Origin of the sequence: Pseudarthrobacter sp. Y6 (genome assembly GCF_050156205.1) — a bacterium.
Taxonomy (GTDB): Bacteria; Actinomycetota; Actinomycetes; order Actinomycetales; family Micrococcaceae; genus Arthrobacter.
Genome location: NZ_CP189574.1, coordinates 3,151,173 through 3,177,350 on the forward strand (window position 1 = coordinate 3,151,173; position 26,178 = coordinate 3,177,350).

Below are 26,178 nucleotides of genomic sequence, written 5' to 3' on the forward strand. Positions count from 1 at the left end.
CCATGCAGCTCAGCATCGATCTCACCGGCCGCGAAGTCCTGGTCACCGGCTCCGACCACGCCGCCCGCCAGGCGGTCCGCCGCTACGCCGCCGCGGGCGCCGTCGTCTACCGCCTCAGCACCCCTGCGGGTGCAGCGCATGACGGCCCGCTCCCCGAGCGTCCATTCCTGGTCGCAGCGGTCGACGACGGCCAGCCCGGTTGGGAGGCCCTGCTCGAGCGTTGCCGCACCACCGGCATCCCGGTGGCGGCCGAGCCGGCCGCCGGACCCGTCGGCCACGTCACCCTGGTGGGTGGCGGACCCGGCACCACCGACCTGCTCACTGTCGCCGCTGTGAAGGCCCTCCGCGATGCGGACGTGGTGTTCTTCGACCGGCTGGCTCCGTGCCAGGACCTGCCGGACCTGACCTCGGCCGAGCTGGTGGATGTGGGCAAGAAGCCCGGCCACCACAAAGTGGACCAGGCAGACATCGAGAAACTGATGGTTGAGAGCGCCCTCGCCGGCAACAACGTGGTCCGCCTCAAGGGCGGCGACCCCTACGTCTTCGGCCGCGGCGGCGAGGAAGTGGCCTCCTGCGTGGCAGCGGGCGTGCCCGTCCGTGTCATCTCTGGCGTCACCAGCGCGATCTCCGTGCCGGCGGCCGCCGGCATCCCCGTCACACACCGCGAGGTCAGCCATATGTTCACCGTGGTCTCGGGCCACGCGCCGCTGACCGAAAAGGAACACACGCACCTGGCCGGACTGGGTGGCACCATTGTGGTCCTGATGGGCATCGGCACCCTGCACCAGCTCGCTGCCGGACTCCATAAAGCCGGCATGCGCCCCGACATGCCAATGGCCGTCGTCGAACGCGGTTACCGCCCCGGCCAGCGCACCACCATCGCGGACCTTGGCACCATCACCTCCGCCGCCGCCGGGTGCAGCAATCCCGCTGTGCTGGTCATTGGCGAGGTGGTTCGCGTGGCGGAAGCCAACCGCGGGCATGCTGAGGCCGCCGCCGACCTCGACCGGCTGGCGGCCTCGCTGCTCGGTTCATGAAAGGATTGACCCCCATGAACGCACTGGCACCAGCTGAACCTGCCCAGCTTGAGGAGACTTCCGGGCCGGAGGCTGCGGACTCTCCGCTGGAGGGCTTCCGCATCGGAGTCACCTCGCACCGGCGCTCCCGGGACCTCATCGAGGCCCTGGAACGCCGCGGCGCGGAAGTGCTGCACGCGCCGGCCCTCAAGATCGCCCCGGTGCAGGAGGACATCCGCCTGATCGAGGACACCAAGGCCATCATCGCCGCACGCCCGGACCTGTGCATCGCCACCACGGCGTACGGCATGCGCCGCTGGTGCGAAGCCGCCGATTCCTTTGGGATCGGTGAGCAGCTGCTGGAAACGCTCGGGGCGTGCCGGATGTTCGTCCGTGGCCCCAAAGCCCGCGGCGCCGTCCGCGCGGCCGGACTCGCCGACGTCGGAATCAGCAGCGACGAAACCACCGCAACGCTGGTGGACATGCTGCTCGCTGAAGGCGTGCGCGGCAAGACCGTAGCCGTGCAGCTGCACGGCTACACGGACGTCCGGCAGCTGGAACGCCTGCGTATGTCCGGCGCCACGGTCCTGACGGTCACCCCTTACCGCTGGGTAAAGCCCGACGGCGAAGACCGGCTTCCGCGCCTCATCGAGGCTGTGTGCAGCGGCAACCTGGACGTTCTCACCTTCACGAGCGCCCCCGCCGTCGACGCCGTGTGGAGCACCGCCCACGAAATGGGCGTCTACAAGCAGCTCATCGAGAGCCTGAAAACCAATGTCACCACGGCAGTGGTGGGGCCCGTCACGGCCCAGCCGCTTCTCGACGCCGGTATCTCGCCGCTCATTCCGGAGCGGTTCCGGATGGGTGCCCTCATCCGGCTGGTGTGCGAGCACCTTGCCCTGAACCACGTGCGGCGGCTGGACACCTCCTCCGGCAACCTTGAGCTGCGCGGGCGCAGCCTGCGGGTCGACGGAGCGCAGGTTGAGCTGGCGCCTGCGCCGCTGCTGCTGCTGCGTGCCCTCTTGGGGGCCGGTGGGGCCGTGCTTTCCCGGGAATCCCTGTCGGAGCTGCTCGAGCTGAAGGGCTCAATCCATGCCCTGGACATGACTGTCAGCCGCCTGCGGTCATCGCTGCCGGACGGCCGACTGGTGGAGACGGTGGTCAAGAGGGGTTACCGGATCCGGGTCTGAGTGCGCTGGTCCGCCAGTGACTCCGGTCCGTAATTGCGGGGAAACATGGTGGAAAAACAGGCGGCCTACGCTGGGGTTCACCACGAACTTCCCGGCCGGAATACACTGACGGCCGCCGGCGAAAGGGCCAGCACATGTCCGCACCCGCACCCTCCACTGTCACCTCCGTCCCCGGCGCCCCGGCCTCCGGGCCCGCCGCTGGCTCGCCCCGTATCGTCATCGCCGGGGCAGGGCCGGCCGCACAGGCGCTGGTCAGCCAGTTGAACCGCGCCCGGTTCGGCGGCACCGTTACGGTGCTGAGCAACCGGGACGACGCGTCCGCGGAACTCCTGGACCTCGCCGCGCTGCCCCAGGTCTCGCTCCGCTTCGGCCAGCCTGCCAGTTTCGTCGACGCCGGAACCCGCACGGTGTCCACCGCGGACGGCATGGAATTCGGCTATGACCACCTGGTCATCGCCACGGGTTCAGCACCGGAGGAGGCCCCCGTGGAAGGCGCCGGCCACTGCCTGAGCTATTCCACGATCGACGACGCCGGCGCCATTGGAGCAGCCGTTCGGGACCTCACCACAGAACTGGGCCGCCGCCCCCTCGGCATCCTGGTGGGCACCGGCACCGCGGCAGGACAGGCGGAGGCCGTGTTGCGCGCCCGCGGGGTCCGGCCCATCCGCACCACGCTCCGGCCCGCCGCGGTGAAGGCGCCCGTCTCCGGCTCGGGGTCGAATGCCTCAGGAATCGTTTTTGCCGACGGCAGCAGCATGAACGGTGACCTCGTGGTCCTGGCCGAGGAAAGGGTGTCCCGGGACGGGCTCGCGGCAAGCGCCGGGCTCCGCACGGCACCCGGCGGCGGGATCGCCATCAGCCAGGACTTCCGGACCTCCGTTCCCGGTATCTGGGCCATCGGTGACGCCGCCGCGTTCGACGGCGTCCGGCTGGGATTGCTGGTCGCGGCGGCATCAGCCGCCGGCGCCTGCGCCGCAAAGCTGATGACCGCTACATCGGCGGCGGAAGGCATGGCTGCCGGTGTGGCCGAGCGCCTGCCTGCGGCCGCGTGAGCGTCCGCCCGCCGTGACACCCGCTGTGACAAGATGGTCACCTGAACAGCCACGCACTGCGTGGCTCCGGCGGCCCACAAGGCCACATGGAAAGGACCCTCATGAGAAACGCAGCCACTCCTGCCGACCAGACCGGAGCCGGTACGGACTCAGCGTCGGGCAACATCGCTTCCTACATCGACCACACGCTGCTCAAGCCCGAGGCCAGCGAAGCGGAGATCCTCAAAGTGTGTGCCGAGGCCGCTGAGTACCACTTCAAGTCAGTCTGCGTGAACCCCCTGTGGGTCAAGACAGTCAAGACCGCGCTCAAGGGCTCCGGGGTTCTGACGTGCTCGGTGATCGGCTTTCCCATGGGTGCCACGCCCAGCGATGTGAAGGCCTTTGAAGCCCGCGGCGCGGTACTGGATGGTGCGGACGAAATCGACATGGTCATCAACATCGCGGCAGCCCGTGCCGGTGACAAGGGTGCGCTGGTGGACGATATCTCCGCCGTCGCGGAGGCGGTCCACGCGGGCGGGGCCATCCTGAAGGTCATCATCGAAACCGCATTGCTCAGCGAGGATCAGAAGGTTCTTGCCTGCCAGGCGTCCGTTGAAGCGGGGGCGGACTTCGTTAAGACGTCCACGGGGTTCAACGGCGGGGGTGCCACGGCCGAAGACATCGCCCTGATGCGCCGCACTGTAGGCCCCGATCTCGGCGTCAAGGCGTCCGGCGGCGTACGTTCCCTGGCCGACGCGCAGGCTATGATTGCTGCAGGTGCAACACGTATTGGTGCCAGCTCCGGCATTGCCATCGTCAAGGGTCAACAGGGTTCATCCAGCTACTGACGCCGGCCCGGAGCCGCCACTGTTTGAGCCCCGCGGGGCCGAGGAGGAAAGAATGTCCAGCAAGACCACAGAGTCCGGCAACGCCACGGTACAGACCCCCCAGAACGAGAACAGCCTCTTGAGCAGCATCCTTCTGTTTGTACCCATGATGGCGCTGTTCCTGGGCTCCATCTACTCCCTGTCCTTCCTTACGCTCGGCAACCCGTGGCCGATGGCCGTCTGCCTGGGCCTGTTTTTCCTGGCGTTCTGGATCCCGCAGACCATCACCGGCCGCTCCGATTCAGCCGGCGGGAAGTAAGAACCCTCTGTTACTCAAAGGGCTGGGGCCCCGGATCAATTCCGGGGCCCCAGCCTTTTAAGTCGTGGACGCTTAGATACTGGCCGCTCAAGCACCGGCCGCGTCAGCCCTAACCGCGTCAGCCCGCGCCAATCAGGCGGCTGACCGTGGTCTTTCCGATCGCCATGGCGGCGGGGAAATGTGCTTTCGCCAACGACCAGGCCGCCACGCACATGCCCACCATCGCGTAGGCGCTGACCGGGATCAGCACCAGCCACTCGCGCCGGGAACCTGCGCGGCCCAGCAGCGGCAGGGAAAAGGCGCCGTTGGCTTTCCAGACGTCGTTGAGCACCGGCAGCTTCCGGAGGAACTTAGGTGGCTTGATGACGATCGGCCAGAGCAGCGGCACGCCCCCGGTGGTGATCATGTCCCCCACGATGTGGACCACTACCCCGGTCAGCATCGATACTGGGAGCCAGGTCCACTGCTCCGGCGCGAACCAGGTCACCAGTCCGGCCATGGTCAGGGCAAAGATCCAGTTGCTGATAAATCCGGACTTGGGAAACAGCTTCAGCGCCTTGGCCGCAATGTTAATCATGAACATGCACAGCAGGCCGGCACCCACCGACAGCAGGCCCCAGTCCGTCTGCAGCTGGAACTGCCCTGCCATCATGGCCAGCAGCACAAAGCACGCCGCCCCGAGCACCGAGTGGGTTCCTTGCCGGTGCCCGCCGCTGGCGTTCTCAATACCCACGGCAATCAGGTTGGACAGCGGCGGCAGTGAGTTGGCCACTGTGCTGTGGCGGTGGTCCCAGTCGCACACCAGCGCCGTCCCCGCCGTCGCCATTCCTCCGATGAGGATTCCCGTGGCGTCCAGCGGATACCAGCCCAGCGTGTACGGTCCCGATGAGGCAATAGCTACCCACGCCGCGGCTCCCGACGCGGCGTGATGTCCTCCCATCATGCTGCTAACCCACCGCCAGCGGCGCGTCGGAAAAGATGTTGCGGATGACCCCGTTGGCCCATTCCAGGATTTCGGCGTCCTGCAGGTCGCGGCCGCCGATCCGGGCGGTCTTGGGCTTTGGAATCAGCACCGCGTCCAGGGCGGGCTTGGACTGCGAACCCGGGTACATCCGGGTCAGCCGCATCAGCTTAGACTCCGGCAGCTGCGCCGGCGAGAACTTGATGAAGTTCCCCTGCAGCGCGACGTCGGACAGGCCGGCTTCGCGGGCACCTACCCGGAAGCGGGCCACGGCGATGAGGTTCTGGACCGGCAGCGGCGGCTCGCCGTAACGGTCCACAAGCTCCGCCAAGACCTCCTCGATGGCCTCGTACGTCACCGCAGAGGCCAGCTTCCGGTAGGCCTCCAGGCGGAGCCGCTCCCCCGGCACATAATCGTGCGGGAGGTGGGCGTTGACCGGCAGCTCGATCTTCATTTCGGCAGCCTTTTCCTCGGCGTCGCCGCGGAAGTCGGCCACTGCCTCACCCACCAGGCGGATGTAGAGGTCGAAGCCGACGCCCTGGATGTGGCCGGACTGCTCGCCGCCCAGCAGGTTGCCGGCGCCACGGATCTCGAGGTCTTTCATGGCCAACTGCATGCCGGCGCCAAGCTCGTTGTGGGTGGCGACGGCCTTGAGCCGTTCCAGGGCCACCTCACCCAGGGGCTTCTCGGGCGGGTACAGGAAGTAGGCGTAGGCGCGTTCACGGCCGCGGCCTACCCTGCCGCGGAGCTGGTGCAGCTGGGAGAGGCCGTACTTGTCGGCCCCGTCCACGATCAGTGTGTTGGCGTTGGAGATGTCCAGGCCGGTTTCGATGATGGTGGTGCACACCAGCACGTCGAACCGCTTTTCCCAGAAGTCCACGATGATCTGCTCCAGCCGGCTCTCGGACATCTGCCCGTGCGCCACCTCCACGCGTGCTTCCGGAACGAGTTCACGGATTTTCGCGGCCGTCCGTTCGATGGTGGACACCCGGTTGTGCACAAAAAACACCTGGCCTTCGCGCATCAGCTCACGCCGGATGGCTGCCGACGTCTGTTTATGCGTATACGGGCCCACGTAGGTCAGCACGGGATGGCGTTCCTCCGGCGGCGTGGCCAGCGTGGAAGTTTCCCGGATGCCCGTCAGGGACATCTCCAAGGTCCGCGGAATCGGGGTGGCGCTCATGGCCAGTACGTCCACGTTGGTCCGCATCTTCTTCAGCGCTTCTTTGTGCTCCACACCGAACCGCTGCTCCTCGTCCACGATCACCAGGCCCAGGTCCTTGAACGCGAAGTCCTTGGACAGCAGGCGGTGGGTGCCGATAACGACGTCGACGGAGCCGCTCTTGACGCCCTCCACGGTCTCTTTGGTTTCCTTGGTCCCTTGGAACCGCGACAGCGCCTTGACCCGCAGGGGGAAGCCGGAAAAGCGCTCGGTGAACGTCTCGTAGTGCTGCTGGGCCAGCAGGGTGGTGGGCACCAGGACAGCCACCTGCTTCCCGTCCTGGACCGCCTTGAACGCGGCCCGGACGGCGATCTCGGTCTTGCCGTAACCAACGTCGCCGGACACCAGGCGGTCCATGGGGATCTCCCGCTCCATGTCCGCCTTGACCTCGTTGATGGTGGTCAGCTGGTCCGGCGTCTCCACGTAGGGGAAGGCCTCCTCCAGCTCGCGCTGCCACGGGGTGTCCGGCCCGAACGCGTGGCCCCTTGAGGCCATCCGAGCGGAGTACAGCCGGATGAGTTCCCCGGCGATTTCCTTGACGGCCTTGCGTGCCTTGGACTTGGTGCTGGCCCAGTCGGAGCCGCCCATCTTGCTGAGCACCGGGGTGTCACCGCCCACGTAGCGGGTCACCTGGTCCAGCTGGTCGGTGGGGACAAACAGGCGGTCCCCGGGGGCGCCGCGCTTGGACGGGGCGTATTCCAGGACCAGGTATTCGCGGACGCCGTCTCCGCCGCCGGCCACCTTGCGCTGGATGAGTTCGATGAAGCGGCCAATGCCGTGCTGTTCGTGCACCACGGAATCGCCGTTGACCAGCTGCAACGGGTCCACGGCGTTCCGCCGCTTGGACGGCATGCGCCGCATGTCCTTGGTGGAGCCCGCGGACGTCCGTCCCAGCAGGTCCGCTTCGGTGAGTAGCCCCAGCTTGAGGCTGTCCAGGACAAAACCGCGTCCGACGGCGGCAGTGGTCACCTCGATGATGCCCGCCTGCGGCTCATTCTCAAGGGTGTCCACCCGGGCACAGGGGATGTCGGCATCGTGGAACAGTTCCGCAAGGCGCTGCGCCGGGCCGGGACCCTCCGTGGCCACCACGATCCGCCACTGGTCCCGGACGTGGGAGCCGATGAAGTCCATCATCTCGGCCACATCACCCTGGTACCCGCGCGGTTCCCGGGCACGGAGGTTCAGGACGTCGACCTCCGGCAGCAGCTCCTCGTCAGTGGCCAGCGACGTGATGGACCACCAGGACACCTCGTGCTCCAGCGAGAAGCTCCGCGTTTCGGCCAGGGAACGGAAGCTGGCAGAGTGCAGAGCTGCCGACGCCTGCGAGCTCAGATCCAGCGGAGCCGTGCCGCCATCCGATGCCGTGGACCAGGCTGCTTCCAGGAACTCCTCGTTGGTGGCCGCAAGATCATGTGCGCGCCTGCGGACCTTTTCCGGTTCAATGATCACCGAGATGGACCCGGCGGGCAGCTGCTCCACGAACGGGACCATGGCATCCACCAGCACCGGGGCCAGGGATTCCATGCCTTCCACTGCGATGCCGCCGGCGATCTTCTCCAGCATGTCCGCGGCCGCGGGAAGCTGCGCCTTCAGCGTGGCTGCGCGTGACATCACCGACGGCGTGATCAGGATTTCGCGGCAGGGCGGGGCGTGGAGCTCGGTGGGGTGATGCACGCCGGGCGCCGACAGCGAGCGCTGGTCGGCGACCGCGAACCAGCGCATCTGGTCCACCTCGTCGCCGAAGAACTCCACGCGGATGGGATGGTCCTCGGTGGGCGGGAAGACGTCAATAATACCGCCACGGACAGCAAACTCGCCACGGTGGGTGACCATGTCCACGCGGGCGTAGGCGGCGTCGGCGAGGCTCCGCACCACGTTGGAGAACGGCACGTCCTGTCCCACCTTCAGCGTGACCGGAACCAGCTCACCCAGCCCGGCGACGATCGGCTGAACCACCGCGCGGACCGGCGCCACCACCACACGCAGCCGGCCCGCCGTCGAACTCTCCGGGTGCGCCAGGCGGCGCAGGACGGACAGCCGGCGTCCCACCGTGTCCGAGCGGGGTGAGAGCCGTTCGTGCGGCAGGGTTTCCCAACTGGGGAACTCGGCCACTGAATCGGCCGGCAGGTAAGCGCGCAGGGCCGCTGTCAGATCCTCTGCTTCGCGTCCTGTCGCCGTGACTGCCAGCACCACAGGGGGGAGCCCGCCGTCGGGAGTTCCTTCGTCGGCGCCGGCGGCCAGGCCGTCTGCCATTTCCGCCAGCAGGACGGCGCGGAGTCCCGCCGGCGCGCTGATCTGGTAATCCTGGCCCCGGACGTCAAACCCCCTGGCCGCCTCCGCCTGGACCCGCGCGAACGTCTGGTCTTCTACCAGGACACGTCGCAGTCCGGCCAGCGAGGGACCAGCGTTGGACGGGCCAGGATGGGACGGGCCAGTGGGGCTCATGGCGGAAACTCCTGTGGGTTCATGGAAAAAGCAGGCAACACGAAAGCCCGAAATTCACTTCGAATCCCGGGTCATCCCAGCCTACCCCTGCCCCGGGACCCGCCGGGCACCCCGTTGCTAAGCTTGCTGAGGAAGCGCGCCCTGTTGGGCGCATCTGCCCGCCTGGCCTGAGGAGCTTTCAGTGAGCGATAGCAATAGTCCGAGCGACACTCCCCACACTGTGGCTGCGGGGACGGCGCGAACCGTCCTGGTGACCGGCGCCACCGGCTACATCGGCGGCCGCCTGGTCCCCCGGCTGCTGGAGGCCGGTCACACCGTGAAGGTCCTGGTCAGAACGCCGGCTAAGATCGCCGGCGTGCCGTGGCTGGGCAAGGTTGAGGTGATCCAAAGCAGCCTCGACGACGGCGCCGCCCTGCACCAGGCACTGGCCGGCGTCGACGTGCTCTACTACCTTGTCCACTCCATGGCTTCCGGCGCCGGCTTCGAGTCCAAGGAAAAGGCCATGGCGGAAACGGCCGCGACAGCTGCTGCCGCCGCCGGTGTAAGCCGGATCGTGTACCTGGGCGGCCTGCACCCGGCCAACGTGGAACTGTCCACGCACATGCGCTCCCGGGAGGCCGTGGGGAAGGTCTTCCTGGACAGCGCGGCGGACGCGGTGGTGTTCCAGGCCGGGGTGGTGATCGGTTCCGGGTCCGCGTCCTTCGAAATGATCCGCCACCTGTCCGAAACCCTTCCGCTGATGCCTGCCCCGAGCTGGGTGCGCAACAAGATTGAGGCGATCGCCGTCCGGGACGTGCTGCACTACCTTGTGGGCGCCGCATCCATGGACGGGCCGGTCAACCGCACCTTCGACATCGGCTGCCGGCAGGTCCTGAGCTACGCGGGCATGATGAAGGAATACGCCGCCGAGGCCGGGCTGCCATACCGGGTGGTACTGGCCTTGCCCATTCCCGCCCCGAAGCTCGCCGGCATGTGGGTGGCCCTGACCACGCCCATCCCGCTGTCCATGTCCCTGCCGCTCGTCGAGTCGCTGCAGCACGATGCCGTCTCCCGCGAGCATGATATTGACGCCCATATCCCTGAGCCGGCAGACGGCCTGACTCCGTACCGGCGGGCCGTTGCCCTCGCCCTGGGCAAGGAGCGTGACGGCCAGGTGGAAACCACGTGGTCAAATGCCGGGGCCGACGCCGATCCGCTTCCCAGCGATCCGGACTGGGCCGGCCATACGGTCTATGTGGATGAGCGGACCTTCCACGGGGATGTTGATTCTGCCCACGTGTGGACCATCATCGAAGGGATCGGCGGCGGGAACGGCTGGTATTCGCTGCCGCTGGCATGGCGCGTGCGTGGCTGGCTGGACAAGCTCACCGGAGGCGCGGGCCTGCTGCGGGGACGCCGGCACCCCGGCACCCTGGCCCCAGGCGAAGTGGTGGACTGGTGGCGTGTGGAGCGGATAGAGCGCGGCAAACTGTTGCGCCTCCGCGCGGAGATGCGCGCCCCCGGACGTGCCTGGCTTGAACTGTCCGTAGAACCTGACGGGACGGGCAGCCGCTACCGGCAGCGGGCCATTTTCTTCCCGAAGGGCCTCAGCGGAAAGCTCTACTGGCTGGCCGTGCTGCCGTTCCACAGCCTCATCTTTCCGGCGATGGCACGGAACATCACCACGGCGGCGCAGAAAATCGCCAGCTCCGACAGCGCGGAGGCCGGTTCCAACAACACGCAGGGCTCCCCGTAGGATGTGGGGAGCAAAAAGCGTTCTGACCTACACATCACTGGAGGACACATGGCACTGAGTGCAACCACCACCCTTCCGCACGCAGTCGGAAGCGTCGCTGCCGTATTTATCGACGAGGACTTCCAGCGGCACACCAGCCAATTCGTTGGCGGCACGCTGGAGTCCTTCGAAGTGGCCGGAGACGTTGACGGAGCATTCAGCACCACCTCGGTCCGGACCCTGCCGACCACCCGGCTCCCGGAGATCGCCCGCAAGTTCGTGGGCGAAAAGCTCACCGTGACGCAGGTGGAGAACTGGGAGGCCCCCGCGGCCGACGGTTCCCGCCAGAGCAACATCACGCTGAAGATCGCCGGCGCCCCCATCGATGTGACCGCGGTCCAGCGGCTCGTCTCGGAGGGCGGCAGCACGCGCGTTGAGCTTGTCGGCAGCGTCACGTCCTCCGTCCCCTTCTTGGGCGGCAAGATCGCCGAGGCAGCTGAGCCAATGGTGGCCAAGGCCCTGAACATCCAGGCACAGCAGGCCCAGGCCTGGCTCGAAAGCCACTAAGGCCATGCAGCTCCCCCTGTTTGCGGCCTGGCTGCTGATCATCGCCGGCGCCTGGTCCCTGGTGGTCTGGCCGCAGTTCCTGCGCCGCGTGATGAAGGATCCCCGGGCGCGGGACGCCGCCGGCAAGGCCACAAAGTTCCTCACCGTCCACCTGGTGCTGGTCAGCATCTCCATGGTGCTGGGAGCTGCCACCGCCGTGATCGGGGTTATGGGCCTGCTCGGGTAGGCTGGTCACAGGTGCGCCGGGAAGTCTGGTCGGCAATAGTTTTGCCGACCCCTTAATTCCAGGAGCCACCCATGGCCAAGCGCCCGTCCCGCCCTACCTTCGCTGCTAATGTCCTCAGCCGCTCAAGCTACCCTGAATTCCTGCGGATCTCAGAGATCCTCAGGCTGGAAACAGCCGGCGGTGCCCTCCTGTTGCTGGCCACCGCTGCAGCCCTCCTTTGGGCCAACTCGCCGGCGGCTGAGGGCTACTTCGCGCTGCGGGACCTGAAAATCGGCTACGAACCCTGGCACCTCCGGCTCTCCCTGGGGCATTGGGCGTCGGACGGTCTTCTGGCCATCTTCTTCTTCCTGGCGGGCCTTGAACTCAAGCGGGAGTTTGTCTCCGGCGAACTCCGCAAGGTGTCCAAGGCGGTGGTTCCGGTGGCGGCGGCCGTGGGAGGTGTTGCAGTTCCGGCCCTGATTTACACGCTGGTGAACCTGGGCCAGGACGCTGAGAGCCTGCGGGGCTGGGCAATTCCAACAGCCACCGATATTGCCTTTGCCCTGGCCGTCCTGGCCGTCATCAACACCCACCTGCCTGCGGCCCTCCGGACCTTCCTGCTGACCTTGGCCGTAGTGGATGACCTGCTGGCCATCGGCATCATCGCCTTCTTCTACTCGTCCGGACTGCAGCCGCTCTTTTTGTTGGCGGCACTGCTTCCGCTGGGGCTCTTTACCCTGCTGGTCCAGAGGAGGGTCCGCAGCTGGTACCTGTTGCTGCCGCTGGCAGCCGCCACCTGGGGACTCGTGCACGCTTCCGGTATCCACGCCACGGTGGCGGGTGTGCTGCTCGGGTTTGCCGTGCCAGTGCTGGCGTCGCGGAAACGCGGTGAGACGGGTTCCGGTATGGCTGAGACCCTGGAACACCGGCTCCGCCCGCTTTCGGCAGGTTTCGCCGTCCCGGTCTTCGCCTTCTTTTCCGCCGGAGTTGCCGTGGGCGGCCTCGACGGCTTCCGGTCGGCCCTGGCGGATCCGGTGGCGGTGGGAATTGTGGCTGCCTTGGTGGCCGGCAAAACGATTGGCGTGTTCGGCACTACCTACCTGATCACCAAGACCACCAGCGCAAAGCTCGACGACGGCCTCGCCTGGATCGATGTTGCGGGCCTGGCGCTGTTGGCCGGAGTGGGCTTCACGGTGTCGCTGCTGATCGCCGAGCTGAGCTTCGGTGCCGGCTCGGCCCACGATGACCACGCGAAGGTGGCCATCCTCACCGGATCACTGGTTGCCGCCCTTCTCGCCACCGTGGTGCTCCGGCTGCGGAACCGGCATTACCGCGCAGTGGAACTTTCGGAACAGCGTGATGACGACGGCGACGGCGTCCCGGACCTTTTCGAGCGCCGGGGCTGACGGGCGCGGACCGGCCACGGCCCCAGCCCGGCTTCGGACCGTGCAGGTCTAGGCTGCCTGGTTCAGGGCGTCTTCGGCGGCCACCCAGGAAATCATGGCGCACTTAACGCGCGCGGCGTAGCGGGCAACACCCTCGAAGGCGGCGGCGTCGCCCAGGATTTCGGGATCCGCGTGGATCTTCCCGCGCGAGCGGAGGACTTCGCGGAAGCTGCCAATGACGGTGTGGAGTTCGTCCACGGTCATTCCCTCCGCGAGCTCGCTGAGGACCGAAGCCGATGCCATCGAGATGGAACACCCTTCGCCGTCCCAGGAAATCTGCGCCACCTTGCCGTCTTCCACAGCCACCCGCAGCGTGACTTCGTCGCCGCAGACCGGGTTGAGCTGGTGGGACTGGCCCGTGGACGCCCCTGCCGGCGCGGCGACGCCCGCCAGCCCACTGCCGTGGCGGACCTTGGAATGGTCAAGGATGATCTGCTGATACAGCTGGTCAAGGCTCATGGTGGTGTACCTTCGGTGATCGCGCTAGACGCGGAAGTAGGAGCGGACTCCGGCTACGGCTTCCAGGAAGGCGTCGACGTCGTCGGTGGTGTTGTACAGGTACGCGCTTGCCCTGGTGGTTGCGGTCAGGCCGAGCCGGCGGTGCAGCGGCTGGGCGCAATGGTGACCCACGCGGACGGCGATGCCCCGGGAATCCAGGAACTGCCCGACGTCGTGCGCGTGCACACCGTCAACGTCGAACGCGGCGAGGCCGATCCGTTCCTGTCCGGCGGCGGGCCCCAAGACGCGGATGCCGGGAATAGACTCCAGCCCGGCCACCATCCGCTGGCCGAGCTCCGATTCCCAGAGGTGGACGCGGTCCAGACCGGTTTCCGTGAGGTAGTTGGCTGCGGTGGCCAGGGCAACGGCCTGCGAGATGCGCTGGGTGCCGGCCTCGAAGCGCTGCGGCGCGGGCAGGTACTCGGCCCGTTCCATGGTCACGGTGGTGATCATGGAACCGCCGGTGAGGAACGGCGGCAGCGCGTCCAGGAGGTCCTGCTTGCCGTAGAGGACACCGATTCCGGTAGGCGCAAGCATCTTGTGGCCGGAGAAGACCGCGAAGTCGACGTCCAGCTCCTTGACGTTCAACGGCAGGTGCGGTGCGGACTGGCAGGCGTCCAGGACCACCAGGGCTCCGGCCTGCCGCCCCAGCGCGACCAGTTGCTGCACGGGATTAATCGTGCCCAACACGTTGGAGGCGTGGGTGAAGGCGAGGACCTTGGTTTTGCTTCCCAGGATCTCGGCCGCAATGTCCAGCCGCAGGGCACCGGCGTCGTCGATGGGGATGTAGCGCAGCGTGGCGCCGGTGCGGAACGCGAGTTCCTGCCAAGGGATCAGGTTGGCGTGGTGCTCCATTTCGGTCACCACGATCTGGTCACCCGGGCCGACTGCGAGGTCTTTCAGCCGGGCGTCACCGCGCCCCTGCGCCGCCCACAACGAGGCGTTGGACAGCGCGTAGCTGATCAGGTTCAGGCCTTCGGTGGCGTTGGAGGTCCACACCGTTTCCGCGTAGTCGGCACCGATGAAGTCCGCCATGGTCTGGCGGGCATCCTCGAAAACCTCTGTTGCTTCCACGGCAAGGTAGTGGGCCCCGCGGTGCACGGCAGCGTTGCGCTGCTCGTAAAACTCCTGCTCAGCTTCGATGACACTCAGCGGGTTTTGCGAGGTGGCGCCCGAATCGAGGTACACGAGGGGCTTGCCGTTCACCAGCTGGCCAAGCACGGGGAAGTCGTTTCGAATCCTGAGGACTTCGGCGTTATCCATGGCCGGCACTGCGCGTTCCAGCGTGGCAGGCGTTGATACTAGGGCCAAAGCTAACTCCTTGAGGTGCCAATGGATTGACACTCAATTGTCCCACAACACCACTGTGGCGGCGGCCCGATGGGCAACCGCCACAGCAGCTCCGGGCTTCAGCCCGCGGAAGTGAGGGCCGGCGACGGCTGGGGGGAGAGTCTCGGTCTCAGAAGACTCTGACGTCGCCGACCCCGTTTCGATCCAGCCCCAAGGCCGGAAGCTTGCGTCAAAAAGAGGCCTAAAAAGTCTGTTGGCCGGTCCGCGGTTCATGTGGCTCCGTGTTTTCCTGCCGTGCTAAGTCAATCGCATGCGGAAGCCCCGCACACGAGTAGGCAGTACTCTACTTTTTCGCGCCGGGGCTACGCATTACCCTCCGCAGCTACGCGTATCTGGACGTTCGTACGCAGGCGCATCCGCCCGCAGGCCTAGTAGTACTTAGTTAGGTTGGGGATCGTGGCTGGCAGTAGGGGCAGTATCCGGTCCGGACGGCGACGAGGTGTTGGAGCTCGCGGAGGATGCCGTAGAGACTCAGGCCGCCCCAGGCGCTTTTGGGCGTGTCAGGCGCAGTGTGGTGATGAATAAATGGGCCGCGGTGACGAGCGTGGCGTGGTGGTGCCAGCCGAGCCAGGTGCGGCCTTCGAAGTGGTCGAGCCCGAGCCCGGTTTTCAGTTCGCGGTAGTCGTGCTCGATGCGCCACCGGATTTTGGCGATCCGGACGAGTTCCTTCAGCGGTGTCGTCTCCGGCAATGTGGAGAGCCAGTAGTCGGTGGGTGCGGGTGCGCCTTTGGGCCATTCGGCGAGCAGCCACTCGGCGGGGAGGGAACCGTCCTCGGCGCGGGGGATGTCGCGGTTGGCTGCCCGGACCCGTAGTGCGATGAACCGGGAGGTCATCGAGGCGTGTTTGTTGCTGGTGGTGGACTTGGTGCCGTGCCTCCAGGTGACCTGATGTAGCTTCCGGCGGCCGGCGTCCATGACGAGGTCTTTCAGTGATGTGGGGGCGTCCAGGTAGCGGCGCTGGTGTGAGCGGGGGCCTTTGCCGGCGTACTCGGCCACGCCGATGGGAGTGTCTTGGAGGTGCGCGGTCGTCGAGTGCTTGACGGCGACCATGTAGGGGATCGCCCGTTCGCTGAGCCCGGACCGGAACGCGGTGATCTCCCCATAGCCGGCGTCCCCGACCATGATCGGGGGCCGGTAGCCCCAGGCGCCGAGTTCGTCGATCATCTCCAACGCCATCGCCCACTTCGTACGATGGCGTTGGCCCTCGGGGATCTGCGCCTTGGCCCGGCGGGCGGCGATCATTTCGGCGTGGGCGTTCGTGTCTGCGGACGTGTCATCCAGGCTTCCGGCACATAGAGGCGCCAGTCCAACGGGCAGGACGCCTGGTCGGTGGCCGCGTGGATGCTGACGGCGATCTGGCAGTTGCCGATCTTGCCCAACGTACCCGAATACTGCCGCGCAACACAGGGAGAGGAGCTGCCGTCCTTCTTGAACCCGGTATCGTCGACAACCCACGCGTCGGGGCCGATCACCTTGACGGCCCTGCGCACCAGGACCCGGCGTACCGGCTCGAGCTTCCACTGCGAGGACGAGACGAACTGCTGCAGCTGCTGGTAATCGACCCCGAGCCGGCCGCCCATCGGCTGCATCGATTTCCGCCGCCCGTCCAGCATCAGACCGTGCAGATACAGGTTCCCCTTGTTCCGCTGATCCTTACGCGGAAGCGACGCCAACACATCCTGAACGAACGCTTCCAGTTCCGCTTTGGTCTCGGCAAGCTCATCCGGTTTCATGCCTCGAAAATTAACAGGATCGGTCAGGGATTAAAAGCCGCCACGCCGACCTAACTAAGTACTACTAGTGCGGAAGGGCTGAAGCCAGTTCGTCGCGGCTCCGCACGCCGAGTTTGACGTAGGTGCGGTAAAGGTGGCCCTCCACAGTACGCACGGACACCATGAGCTTTTGTGCGATCTCCCTGTCGGTGAGACCCTGCACAGCGAGCTCTACGATGTCCTGTTCCCGGCGCGTGAGGTGCACGCTGGGTGCTGCGGCGATGAAGTGGCCTTCCCGGAACCGCTCGCCCAGTTCGTGGTCACACTTCTCCCGCAGGGCCACCGCCTGCCGGGCCCGCCGGCGCTCACCGGAGCTCTCAAGGACGGTGTTCGACCGCGCGTAGGCCTCCCGCGCAAGGTTTACGAATCCCGCGCCTTCAAGCATGGCCGCCGTGTCCATGATGGAATCTGCGTCCGCGGACTCCCAATGCCGCGCCAGGGTGAGCATTGCAGCGGCCCAGCGGCCTTCAACGCTCCCCGCAAGTGAGTGGACCAAAGGGATCACGGAATGGTCGCCCAGGTCCCAGCAGAGAGCCAAGAGTTCCAGAAGTGTCCCGGCCCGGGTGGTCACCTCGGGCGTGGTGGCCAGTGTGTGGAGGGACGCCAGGCCTTTTCCGTCATGCGCTACATACTCCGATGCTGCTGCGGCGTACGCCTTCGCAAGGAGTCCGTCGCCGGTGGAGCCCTGCGGTGAATCCTTGTAATCCAGCTCAAGCCGGCTGGCCTGGGCGGCGTCACCGAGCCTCGCCGCTACATAAAACGCCAGCCCGGAACCAAACCGGAACATCTGCAGCGGATCGTTGAGTCTCAAGGTCTCCACAGCCGGCAACAGCGTTTGATAGGCGCGTTCCATCCGCCCCTGCCGCAGCAGCGAGTAGCCACGGAGCACCTCGAGGCTGCCGCCGAAATATGCGACACCCCGCGGCTGTCCGGCGGCGTAGTTCGCCAACTCCCGTTCCGCCGAGTCCCACTCCCCCATGGCCAGATAATCTGCCACCAGGCGGCCAAGGACAAATTCATTAAAGAAAAACACGCCACCCTGCAGGGAGGGAAGTTCTGAGGCCGCCATCAAGGCGGTATCCAGCCCCTGGACGGCACGTCCGGCCGAGGCAAGCGAATGGGCCAGCAGCGCGAGTCCCACAGCACGCACGGCGTCGTCCATGCCATCGCCGGTGCGGCTGCTCCGAAGTTCCTGGACCTCGGCCTCCAAGGCCTGGTGGCTGCCGGCTTCGCCAAGTTCCAACAGGCGGAGCAAGCACTCCTGCCAGGGCCTGGCAGAAGCACCGGGTGCCGCTTGGGAATCCGGCGGCACAGCATCCGGTCCAGCCGTCATGGCGCCCGCACCCTGGAGCGCTTCGCGGGAATCGGCTGCGAACACTGCCAGCGGTGTTCCCAATGCCTGGTGTGCCACAGCCCTGAGCATGAAGACCGGGACAGCCCAGGCACCGTTCCCCAGCTGCAGCCAGCATCCGTCCAGGAGCTTGGCCGCTCCCACAAAGTCGCCTTCATTGAATAAGGCCCTTGCCTGGACAGCCTGCGCCCGCGGCACGAGGTCCGGGTCCGTGACCTTCGCCGCAATCGTCCGACTGCTCCGGTTCCGGGAGTGGACTAGGGCGGTGCCGGCCGCCTCGAGCAGTTCGGGATCGGATATTTTCAATCCACACTCCAGGGCCCATTCCACGGCCCTCATCCTGCCCTCAGACCCTTCGGGTGCGGCTCCCAGCTGATCCCGGATCTTTTCAAGCAGCTGCAGGCTCCGGGACACCGAGATACTGGTGCGGAGCGCCTCGCCGAACACGGAGTTCCAGATCCGGAGATCGGCTGGAATGCCGGAGCTTTCGACAATCATCTGCTGGTCCAGCAGCGTGCGCACCACTTCGGCGCCAAAAGTATCCTCGATCACCTTCCGGCTTACGGGCCCGGCGAGGGCGACAAGTTTCAGGACTTCCTGCTCTTCCGGGCTGCGGCGGAGCATGTCCTTCACCACCACCTCGGTGAGCCTGGGTCCATCGGCGGGCAAGGCGCCCAGCAGCATCCAGATCCCGTTCCGCTTTGCGAGTTCGCCCCGCTCTGCGGCATCGTGCAGCAAGGCATCAAGAATCCGCGGATTTCCGCCCGACGCGCCCCAGATAGTGTCAATGGTTCCGGCCGGGACTGTTCCATCAAGTGCATGGGAGAGGACCTCCTCGATCTGCTCCCGGTTCATGGGACGGAGATCCACGCGGTCAGCCAGGCCGTCATACCAGAGCTGCGCGAGTGGCTGCGGCAGCCCGGGCCGCGGTCTGCCGGCAGCAAGCACAGTGGCCCAGCCGGCGGAGATCAGGTCGGCCACAATGCTGGCCGTTGCCTCGTCCAGGTGATGGGCGTCATCCATCATCAGAAGCAACGGGGTATCCTTGCCGGCTTTCAGCTTCTCAAAGTACCTCCACACGGACCGCAGCACAGCCACCGGAGACACGGAGTCCTCGGCCGTCAGCTCCGCTGTGTAGGGCGCCAGGACTCCAAAGGGAACGCCGGATAGCGACGAACTTCCATGGATCTGAACAATGATCATCTCCTGGGCAAGCCGCTCGGTGATGGCCTCGGTCAGCGTTGACTTCCCGATGCCCGGGCCCGCCATGAGGAACACTGCCTGGCTCGTGCGGTTGCGGAGGATGTTACAGATCCGCTCCAGCGGTTCACGCCGGCCCGTGAGTAGTCGATACGGCGTTCCCGGTTTGGCTGCGTGGCCGTTAGACGAGTCCAGTCAGATCACCCCTGGACGTTACTCCGAGCTTGGTAAAGACCTGGTAAAGGTGGCCTTCCACGGTGCGCACGGACACTCCCATCTCCACGGCAATGTCACGGTTGGATGCGCCGCGGCCGGCCAGCCGCGCGATCTGCCTCTCCCTGGCGGTCAGGAGCGGGCTGCCGCTGCTCGGTACGATCGGCAGGCTCGCCACGGTGGCTGCGAGGATGTCCAGCCGGGCCTGTGCAGACCTGGCTGAGACCGAGTCACCGGCCTGCCGGGCGTAGTCAACGGCCAGCGCCATGCAACGGGCCTCAACGGCATCCAGTTCCAGCGTGGCCGCCAGCTCCCCGCCGGCAAGCAACGTTTTGGCGTCGCGGGTCCGGCTACCCACGGCAATCAGCCGCGAAATTTCCGCCAAGGGGCCCTGCCGGTGCCCGGCCACTTGTTCCATCAGCCGGAAGTCAGCTTCCGTGCCGTTGACCGTGGCTCCGAGCAGGCTGATCCCGGCAAGGGTGAACCTGCCTGCTGCGATGTCACGGCGGGCAGATTGCTTCAGGCGGGTGGCCGCGTCACTGTCCCCCAGCCAACGGGCGGCCATATCAGCGCAGAATTCAGTGCGGCTCCGGATCGCATGGTCGGCAGCGCCGACTGTCCGCTGCAGCCTGTCAAGATACTTCCGGGACTGCCCGGCATTGCCGGTCTGCGCATACGCGAAGGCTATGGCAGCGTAGGCGGCGCGGAGCATGCTCTGGACGGGCCGCAGCTCCAGCTGTGCAGCGGCCGAGAGCAGCGAATCAAGGGCCACGGCACCGCGGCCCGAGTAGACGTAGGCGATGCCGGCCGCGAGCTCCGCGGCGGCGCTACGGTAAGGGAGCCGGTGGAACTCGCGCGCGGAAGGCGGATCCAGGAGGTCGATGCACCGACGCCACTGCCCTGCCATCAGGAGCACGTTGTACGCCCGGCCGGCGAACCTCTCACGCAGCCCCACGATCTCGGCGGCGTCCGAGATCTGCCCGCCCAACTGCCTCATCAGGCTCAGGGCGTCCATTTCCCGCCCGGTCATGGACAGCGCGCTCATAAGGATCACCGCAGAGTTCATCCTGAACCAGGTGTCCGGATTCTGCCCGGGGTCCGCAGCGGCTTCCAGTGCCGGCAAGACGGAAGCATAGTCCCCCACGAAGGCCTGGTACTTGAATTCGCTCAGGCTGATCCGGTTGGCCGCAGCAGCCAGCGGCTCCGGCCACCCCTTCGCGATTCCTGGCTCCACACCGAGCCGCTCCCGAGCCGTCTGTAGCAGCGCCGGCACCCGAGCGGTGTGTTCGGGGAGCCAGACCATGACCCGTGATTTGGCCGCGACCACCCGGGCGAACTCTTCAACGTCCAAGTTGTCCAGCTGCGGCTGGGAAATATCGTCCAGTGCTGCCATGGCCTGCACCGGGAGGTCCATAAGCAAGTGCGCTGCAGCCCTCTGCCGCTGGGCAGGCACCCATTGAGGATCATTCCGCTTCAGTGTCTCGGCATACTTGAGGGCAGAATAAGGGTCAAAGAGTTGCACTGCGGCTTCGGCAGCGGCCAGCGCCATGGCCGGACTCAACTCGGCCTCGCATTCCTGCGTCCAGGCGCCGAACGCCATCAGCTCTTCCACCGTCATCGTGGCAGGGTCAGGTTCCTTACCGCCCAGAAGCAGGCTCCGCAGCTCCCTCCGCCGAGTGATGCTGAGCCAGGAGCGGACAACGTCGCCGAGGTACTTTTCACGGAGTGAAACCCACCGGCTGTCCGAAGCGTCGATCTCCAGCAGGCCCGAATCCTCCATGTCCGCCACAACACCGGCACCGTAAACGGCGGTCAACCTGGACAGTTCCACGCTGCGGGCGCAGGAGAGCATCTCGATGACATCCCGTTCCTCCGGAGACTTCCGGGTCCACTGGGACCGCACGATGTCGTCAAGGCTGGCCGCGCCGTCAAGCACCACCTTGTCCCGAAGTGTCCAGACGGAGTCCGACAGAACCAGGTTCCCCGAATGCTGCTGCTCGGTTACAAGCGCTTTCAGGAGCAGTGGGTTGCCGCCAACCATGGTGTGGAAGGTGCTGACCAGGGAGGCCGAGACCCGGCGGCCCAGCAGGGAAAGCAGCACCTGGCGGGTCTGCAGCTCATTGAGGTTGTCCAGCCTGACCTCGGTGAGCCGTCGGTCGTTGAGGAGCCAGTGGAAGTCGGCCGGAAGATCACTGACCATGGGCGCCACGGCCACCATGCGGGCGGTCCCGGTCAGGAGGATGTTGAGCAGGACACCGGCGCTCATGTCATCAATGCTGCCGGCGGTGTCCAGGCTGATGACACACTGGCGCCCCGCGGCATCGCTTTTGATGAGGGAGGTAATGCCACGAAGGATGGCTGTGGGCGAACCCATGTACGCCTGGGGAAGCCGTGCCAGCAGGAAAGCCAGGCAACCGTAAGGCGTTGTGCCGGACGACGGTCCGCTGCGCAGCTGCAACGTCCAGGTGTCCGGGCCCAGCTCGGAGACGGCTGTCCTGGCCAAGGATGACTTGCCGACCCCGCGTCCGCCGGTGATGACTACTCCCAGCGAGTCGAGTCTGGTCAGGGCGGTACGGACCGCTTCGAGGTTGGCGCTCCGCGCAGGCACGGACCATCGCTGCGGCTCTGATTTGCCAGCAGTGTCCGTGCGCAGCTCAACGTCGTTGAGCGGTGACCCACGTCCCCAGCTGAGTGGCTCGATTGACATGAACTTGTCCCCTACATCCCACTAAAGCGGGATAAGCTCCATCGCTCCCCCGCTTAGGAAGAAGACTACCCCTTGGCACACGCAGGTAAACAGGGACAGACGGTTTTATGTTATTTTGCTAAACGTCTGACCTGGCCGGATGGAACTTCTGCTGGGCCGCGTTCAGTCCTTCCCTGACCAGCATCTCCACGGCATCAGCCGCCTCATCGAGCAAGAACGGAAGGTCCTTGCGCTCTGCAGTGCCAAAATCGCGCAGGACGTAGTCTGCGGTGTCCATCCGCCCTGGAGGGCGGCCCACACCCACCCGGACGCGCAGGTAATCTTTGGTGGCCAGCGCCTTGGACATGTCCCTGAGGCCGTTGTGGCCGCCCTCGCCGCCACCGCATTTCAGCTTTACGGTGTTGAACGGGATATCAATCTCATCGTGCACCGCAACAACATGGTCCGGATCAATGCCATAAAAGTTTGCCAGGCCGGCCACCGGGCCGCCGGAAACGTTCATGTAGCTCATCGGCTTGGACAGCACCACCCGGGGGCCGCCGATCCCCAGGCGTCCTTCGAGCACCTGCGCCCGTGCCTTGTGGGTTTTGAACTTGCCGCCCATCCGGCCCGCAAGTTCGTCCAGGACCATCTGGCCGACGTTGTGCCGGTTGCCCTTGTATTCGGCCCCGGGGTTTCCGAGGCCAACGATCAGCCAGGTGTCAGTCATTGTTCAATCCTAAGGTGGTCCGGACATGGCTGTGGCCGGACCCCGACAGGGCCCGGCCACAGATCATACTGTGCAGTTGTTACTCGGCTGCGGCTGCGGAGTCAGCCTGTGCCTCTTCGTCAGTGACCTCAGTGGCCTCGGAGATGTGAACAACCAGCGCGTCGGCGTCGGCCAGCAGGACCGAACCCTTCGGCAGGACCAGGTCGGAAGCGTGGATGTGCTGTCCGGCGGTGCGGCCCTCGATGTCGACCTCGATGGCGGTCGGCAGGTGGGTTGCCTCGGCCTCAAGGGAGATGACGGTGAGCTCCTGGTTGAAGACGCTGCCCGGAGCCAGTTCGCCAACGATGTGGACCGGGATGTCCACGGTGACCTTCTCGCCCTTGATGACGGTCAGCAGGTCGATGTGCTCGATGATCTGCTTGATGGGGTCGCGCTGGACGTCCTTGACCAGGGCCAGGTGCTCTTCGCCGTTGACGTCCAAAGACAGCAGGGCGTTGGCTTTGCGGACTGCCAGCGTGGTGGCCTTGGCCGGAAGCGTGATGTGGAGCGGCTCGGCGCCGTGGCCGTAGATGACGGCCGGGATCAGGTTGGCCATGCGCGCGCGGCGGGCAAAGCCCTTGCCGAATTCGGTGCGTACTTCTGCTGCGAGCTTCTGCTCAGACATGTGTATCTCCTCGGAAGACTAAAAGGTGTTCAGCAAGGGCGGAGGTCTGTTACGACCTTCAACGCCGGGCGGCCGTGAGGCGGCCCTTCCAGAAGGGAGATTCAGACCCAGTCGATAACGGAGACCTGCATTCCGGTTTCCCGGATGCTCTCCCTCGCCAAGGTATCGTCAAAAAGCTTACCAGCGCTGGGCCAAAATACTCAAAACGGCGGTGGTTGAGCCTGATTGCGGTGGTTGAGCCTGTTGAAACCCAACAGACTCAACCACCAAAAGGCTTCAAGAATCAGGCGTTGCCGTCGAACAGGCTGGTGACCGAACCGTCGTCGAACACTTCGCGGATGGCGCGGGCGATCAGCGGCGCGATGGACAGCACCGTCAGCTGCGGGAACTGCTGATTCGCAGTGAGGGGCAACGTATTGGTGACCACCACTTCGCGAGCGCCGGATTCGGACAGCCGCTGCGCCGCTGGCTCGGAGAAGACTGCGTGCGTCGCGGCGATGATGACATCCTTCGCCCCGGCGTTCTTCAGGACCTGGACCGCTCCGGAAATGGTGCCGCCGGTATCGATCATGTCATCGATCAGGACGCAGGTCCGGCCCTCGATCTGGCCCACGACGGTCTTGGAGACGGCCTGGTTGGGAACGGTGAGGTCACGGCTCTTGTGCACAAACGCCAGTGGCGCTCCGCCCAGGCGTTCGGCCCACTGCTCCGCTACGCGCACCCGGCCGGTGTCCGGGGACACCACGGTGACATTGTCTGCGGCGACGCGGGTACGGATGTAGTCGGCCAGGAGGGGGATGGCCATGAGGTGGTCCACGGGCCCGTCGAAGAAGCCCTGGATCTGAGAGGTATGCAGGTCAACGCTCATGATGCGGTCAGCGCCGGCGGTCTTGTACAGGTCCGCCACCAGGCGAGCGGAAATGGGTTCGCGGCCGCGGCCTTTTTTGTCCTGGCGTGCATACGGGTAGAACGGGGACACCACGGTGATGCGCTTGGCGGAGGCCCGCTTCAGCGAATCGATCATGATCAGCTGTTCCATAAGGTGGTTGTTCAGCGGTGCCGGGTGGGCCTGGATGACGAACGCGTCGGTTCCCCGGACGCTTTCGCCGGCGCGGACGTAAATCTCCCCGTTGGCGAAGTCGTAGGCATCAACGGGCAGCAGCTCGGTACCCAGCTCCTTGGCGATTTCCCGCGCCAGTTCGGGGTGCGCCCGCCCAGCGGCAAGCACCAGCTTCTTCTCGCCGCGTGCCGTAATTTCGCTCATTATTGCTGGTCCTCTTCTGTCGATGCTGGGGTATGTGAGGAATCTGAGGCGGCCGCCTGCGCCAGTTCGGCCGAGCGTGTGCCGGGGCGGTTGGCCACGACCCAGCCCTCGGCGTTGCGCTGCGCTGCAACGGACAACACGAGCGCCCCGGCCGGGACATCCTTGCGGATCACCGCGCCGGCGCCGCTGTAGGCACCGTCCCCCACGGTGACCGGTGCAACGAAGACGGTATTGGAACCTGTGCGGACGCCCGAGCCAATCACCGTGCGGTGCTTCTTCTCGCCGTCGTAATTGGCCGTGATGTTGCCGCAGCCAATGTTGGTGTCCTCGCCGATTTCGGCGTCGCCGGCGTAGCCGAGGTGGGACAGTTTGGAGCCGCGGCCAATCGTGACGTTCTTGGTTTCGTAGAACGCACCGATCTTGCCGGTGTCGCCGAGCACTGTGCCGGGACGCAGGTACGTGAAGGGGCCGACGGCGGCGTCCGCACCGATCACCGCACCGGAACCGTGTGTGCGGGTCACTTTGGCGCCCTCGCCGATACGGACATCGGTCAGGGTGGAGTCGGGGCCAACGACGGCGTCCCTCGCCACCGTGGTGGCTCCGTGCAGCTGCGTGTTCGGCAGGATACGGACGTCCTCGTCCAGGGTGACGGTGGAATCGATCCAGGTGGTGGCGGGGTCAACTACGGTGACCCCGGCGCGCATCCAGGCTTCAACGGTGCGGCGGTTCAGTTCCGCGCCGAGGGCGGAGAGCTGCACGCGGTCATTGGCGCCCTCCACTTGCCAGCGGTCTTCGGTGACGACGGCGGCAACCCGGCCGCCCGACTGCCGCGCGAGGGCCAGCACGTCGGTGAGGTACTTTTCGCCCTGCGAATTGTCAGTGGTGATGTGGACCAGCGCGTCACGGAGGACATCGGCGTCGAAGGCGTAGATCCCGGAATTGACCTCGCGGATCAGGCGTTCGGCTTCCGTTGCATCCTTGTGCTCGCGGATGCCGGACACGGAGCTGTCATCACCACGGAGAATGCGTCCGTAGCCTGTGGCGTCATCCAGCAGCGCGGTAAGCACGGTGACGGCATTGGCCTCCCGCTCATGCGTGGCCACCAGGTCCGCCAACAGGCTGCCGGTCAGGAGCGGAACATCCCCGTAAGTGACCACTACGGTGCCTGCGAGTTTTTCCTGGGCGTCCAGTGCTTGCATGGCCACCTCAACGGCGCGGCCGGTGCCGGGGACGTCGTCCTGGTCCACGATCAGGGCTTCGGGGTCCAACTCGTTCAGGTGGCGGGCAACCAGGTCCCGCTCGTGGCGGACCACCAGGGCCAGCCGTCCGGGATTAATGCTGCGGGCTGCCAGGAGGGCGTGGCCTACCATGGACCGGCCGCCGATTTCGTGCAGGATCTTCGGGGTACGGGATTTCATCCGGGTACCGGCGCCTGCTGCCAGAACAATGACGGCGGCTGGGCCGGTAGTCTCGGGGATCACGTACGGGTTCTCCTTGCATTGGTTGCG

At 66.1% G+C, this 26,178-nt stretch carries 19 protein-coding genes and 1 pseudogene; 9 read left to right on the forward strand and 11 right to left on the reverse strand.

Annotation, left to right across the window (positions count from 1 at the left end; all coding sequences use genetic code 11):
- Positions 1-2: 2 nt before the first annotated feature.
- The 5 genes from cobA (at position 3) to ACQCSW_RS15075 (ending at position 4,383) form a co-directional block, all read left to right on the forward strand.
- Complete coding sequence (cobA, locus tag ACQCSW_RS15055) at positions 3-1,037, forward strand: uroporphyrinogen-III C-methyltransferase (RefSeq protein ID WP_426987134.1); 1,035 nt, start codon at positions 3-5, stop codon at positions 1,035-1,037.
- Positions 1,038-1,051: 14 nt separating this feature from the next.
- Complete coding sequence (locus ACQCSW_RS15060; protein WP_426987136.1) at positions 1,052-2,206, forward strand: uroporphyrinogen-III synthase; 1,155 nt, start codon at positions 1,052-1,054, stop codon at positions 2,204-2,206.
- A 134-nt stretch (positions 2,207-2,340) separates the two neighbouring features.
- The gene (locus ACQCSW_RS15065; RefSeq protein WP_426987138.1) at positions 2,341-3,258 is read left to right on the forward strand and encodes an FAD-dependent oxidoreductase; all 918 of its coding nucleotides are present in this window, start codon (positions 2,341-2,343) and stop codon (positions 3,256-3,258) included.
- A gap of 101 nt (positions 3,259-3,359) precedes the next feature.
- The gene (gene deoC, locus ACQCSW_RS15070) at positions 3,360-4,085 is read left to right on the forward strand and encodes a deoxyribose-phosphate aldolase (RefSeq protein ID WP_426987140.1); all 726 of its coding nucleotides are present in this window, start codon (positions 3,360-3,362) and stop codon (positions 4,083-4,085) included.
- Between the two features lie 52 nt (positions 4,086-4,137).
- The gene (locus ACQCSW_RS15075; RefSeq protein ID WP_426987142.1) at positions 4,138-4,383 is read left to right on the forward strand and encodes a hypothetical protein; all 246 of its coding nucleotides are present in this window, start codon (positions 4,138-4,140) and stop codon (positions 4,381-4,383) included.
- 118 nt (positions 4,384-4,501) lie between these two features.
- Here the strand turns inward: ACQCSW_RS15075 and ACQCSW_RS15080 are convergent, their stop codons facing one another.
- Together ACQCSW_RS15080 and mfd are read right to left on the reverse strand one after the other, a co-directional pair.
- On the reverse strand, positions 4,502-5,326 hold the full coding sequence (locus ACQCSW_RS15080) for a metal-dependent hydrolase (protein ID WP_426987144.1): 825 nt from the start codon (positions 5,324-5,326) through the stop codon (positions 4,502-4,504).
- 4 nt (positions 5,327-5,330) lie between these two features.
- Entirely contained in the window at positions 5,331-9,011 is a 3,681-nt protein-coding gene (gene mfd, locus ACQCSW_RS15085) for a transcription-repair coupling factor (RefSeq protein ID WP_426987146.1), read from the reverse strand.
- 181 nt (positions 9,012-9,192) lie between these two features.
- Between mfd and ACQCSW_RS15090 the strand changes: the two genes are divergently transcribed.
- From ACQCSW_RS15090 to nhaA, 4 genes are all read left to right on the forward strand, one after another.
- Complete coding sequence (locus ACQCSW_RS15090; RefSeq protein WP_426987148.1) at positions 9,193-10,746, forward strand: SDR family oxidoreductase; 1,554 nt, start codon at positions 9,193-9,195, stop codon at positions 10,744-10,746.
- Positions 10,747-10,794: 48 nt separating this feature from the next.
- A complete protein-coding gene (locus ACQCSW_RS15095) occupies positions 10,795-11,292 on the forward strand; it encodes a DUF2505 domain-containing protein (RefSeq protein WP_426987150.1) in 498 nt (165 codons plus the stop codon).
- Between the two features lie 4 nt (positions 11,293-11,296).
- Positions 11,297-11,518 (forward strand): SCO4848 family membrane protein, encoded by a 222-nt coding sequence (locus ACQCSW_RS15100; RefSeq protein ID WP_426987152.1) that lies wholly within the window; start codon positions 11,297-11,299, stop codon positions 11,516-11,518.
- Between the two features lie 71 nt (positions 11,519-11,589).
- Positions 11,590-12,903, forward strand: coding sequence for a Na+/H+ antiporter NhaA (gene nhaA / locus ACQCSW_RS15105; RefSeq protein WP_426987154.1), 1,314 nt, complete (start codon positions 11,590-11,592; stop codon positions 12,901-12,903).
- A gap of 48 nt (positions 12,904-12,951) precedes the next feature.
- On the opposite strand, the gene sufU is transcribed toward nhaA, so the two are convergent.
- The 9 genes and pseudogenes from sufU to glmU form a co-directional block, all read right to left on the reverse strand.
- The gene (sufU, locus tag ACQCSW_RS15110) at positions 12,952-13,401 is read right to left on the reverse strand and encodes a Fe-S cluster assembly sulfur transfer protein SufU (protein ID WP_426987156.1); all 450 of its coding nucleotides are present in this window, start codon (positions 13,399-13,401) and stop codon (positions 12,952-12,954) included.
- Positions 13,402-13,425: 24 nt separating this feature from the next.
- Positions 13,426-14,751 carry a cysteine desulfurase gene (locus ACQCSW_RS15115; protein WP_426987158.1) on the reverse strand — a complete coding sequence of 442 codons (1,326 nt, stop codon included), beginning with the start codon at positions 14,749-14,751 and terminating at the stop codon, positions 13,426-13,428.
- Between the two features lie 510 nt (positions 14,752-15,261).
- A pseudogene (locus tag ACQCSW_RS15120) lies at positions 15,262-16,523 on the reverse strand (IS701 family transposase).
- A gap of 64 nt (positions 16,524-16,587) precedes the next feature.
- Positions 16,588-19,308 carry a LuxR C-terminal-related transcriptional regulator gene (locus ACQCSW_RS15125; protein WP_426990710.1) on the reverse strand — a complete coding sequence of 907 codons (2,721 nt, stop codon included), beginning with the start codon at positions 19,306-19,308 and terminating at the stop codon, positions 16,588-16,590.
- The gene (locus ACQCSW_RS15130; protein WP_426987160.1) at positions 19,295-22,033 is read right to left on the reverse strand and encodes a LuxR C-terminal-related transcriptional regulator; all 2,739 of its coding nucleotides are present in this window, start codon (positions 22,031-22,033) and stop codon (positions 19,295-19,297) included. The genes ACQCSW_RS15125 and ACQCSW_RS15130 overlap by 14 nt, the downstream gene beginning before the upstream one ends.
- Before the next feature lie 118 nt (positions 22,034-22,151).
- Positions 22,152-22,742, reverse strand: a complete 591-nt coding sequence (pth, locus tag ACQCSW_RS15135) for an aminoacyl-tRNA hydrolase (protein WP_426987162.1) — start codon at positions 22,740-22,742, stop codon at positions 22,152-22,154.
- A gap of 79 nt (positions 22,743-22,821) precedes the next feature.
- Positions 22,822-23,406: a 50S ribosomal protein L25/general stress protein Ctc gene (locus ACQCSW_RS15140; RefSeq protein ID WP_354249264.1), complete on the reverse strand. Its 585-nt coding sequence runs from the start codon at positions 23,404-23,406 to the stop codon at positions 22,822-22,824.
- Between the two features lie 283 nt (positions 23,407-23,689).
- Complete coding sequence (locus ACQCSW_RS15145) at positions 23,690-24,670, reverse strand: ribose-phosphate diphosphokinase (RefSeq protein WP_056348072.1); 981 nt, start codon at positions 24,668-24,670, stop codon at positions 23,690-23,692.
- Positions 24,670-26,151, reverse strand: a complete 1,482-nt coding sequence (glmU, locus tag ACQCSW_RS15150; protein ID WP_426987164.1) for a bifunctional UDP-N-acetylglucosamine diphosphorylase/glucosamine-1-phosphate N-acetyltransferase GlmU — start codon at positions 26,149-26,151, stop codon at positions 24,670-24,672. Before glmU ends, ACQCSW_RS15145 begins: the two co-directional genes overlap by 1 nt.
- Positions 26,152-26,178 lie beyond the last annotated feature (27 nt).

Excerpts from the sequence above, each read along its gene's own strand:
- ACQCSW_RS15065 (WP_426987138.1), top strand. The coding sequence starts at position 2,341 with ATGTCCGCACCCGCACCCTCCACTGTCACCTCCGTCCCCGGCGCCCCG.
- ACQCSW_RS15140 (WP_354249264.1), bottom strand. The coding sequence starts at position 23,406 with ATGTCTGAGCAGAAGCTCGCAGCAGAAGTACGCACCGAATTCGGCAAG.
- cobA (WP_426987134.1), top strand. The coding sequence starts at position 3 with ATGCAGCTCAGCATCGATCTCACCGGCCGCGAAGTCCTGGTCACCGGC.
- ACQCSW_RS15145 (WP_056348072.1), bottom strand. The coding sequence starts at position 24,670 with ATGAGCGAAATTACGGCACGCGGCGAGAAGAAGCTGGTGCTTGCCGCT.
- ACQCSW_RS15100 (WP_426987152.1), top strand. The coding sequence starts at position 11,297 with ATGCAGCTCCCCCTGTTTGCGGCCTGGCTGCTGATCATCGCCGGCGCC.
- ACQCSW_RS15130 (WP_426987160.1), bottom strand. The coding sequence starts at position 22,033 with ATGTCAATCGAGCCACTCAGCTGGGGACGTGGGTCACCGCTCAACGAC.
- mfd (WP_426987146.1), bottom strand. The coding sequence starts at position 9,011 with ATGAGCCCCACTGGCCCGTCCCATCCTGGCCCGTCCAACGCTGGTCCC.
- deoC (WP_426987140.1), top strand. The coding sequence starts at position 3,360 with ATGAGAAACGCAGCCACTCCTGCCGACCAGACCGGAGCCGGTACGGAC.
- pth (WP_426987162.1), bottom strand. The coding sequence starts at position 22,742 with ATGACTGACACCTGGCTGATCGTTGGCCTCGGAAACCCCGGGGCCGAA.
- nhaA (WP_426987154.1), top strand. The coding sequence starts at position 11,590 with ATGGCCAAGCGCCCGTCCCGCCCTACCTTCGCTGCTAATGTCCTCAGC.
- sufU (WP_426987156.1), bottom strand. The coding sequence starts at position 13,401 with ATGAGCCTTGACCAGCTGTATCAGCAGATCATCCTTGACCATTCCAAG.
- ACQCSW_RS15075 (WP_426987142.1), top strand. The coding sequence starts at position 4,138 with ATGTCCAGCAAGACCACAGAGTCCGGCAACGCCACGGTACAGACCCCC.
- ACQCSW_RS15060 (WP_426987136.1), top strand. The coding sequence starts at position 1,052 with ATGAACGCACTGGCACCAGCTGAACCTGCCCAGCTTGAGGAGACTTCC.
- ACQCSW_RS15080 (WP_426987144.1), bottom strand. The coding sequence starts at position 5,326 with ATGATGGGAGGACATCACGCCGCGTCGGGAGCCGCGGCGTGGGTAGCT.
- ACQCSW_RS15095 (WP_426987150.1), top strand. The coding sequence starts at position 10,795 with ATGGCACTGAGTGCAACCACCACCCTTCCGCACGCAGTCGGAAGCGTC.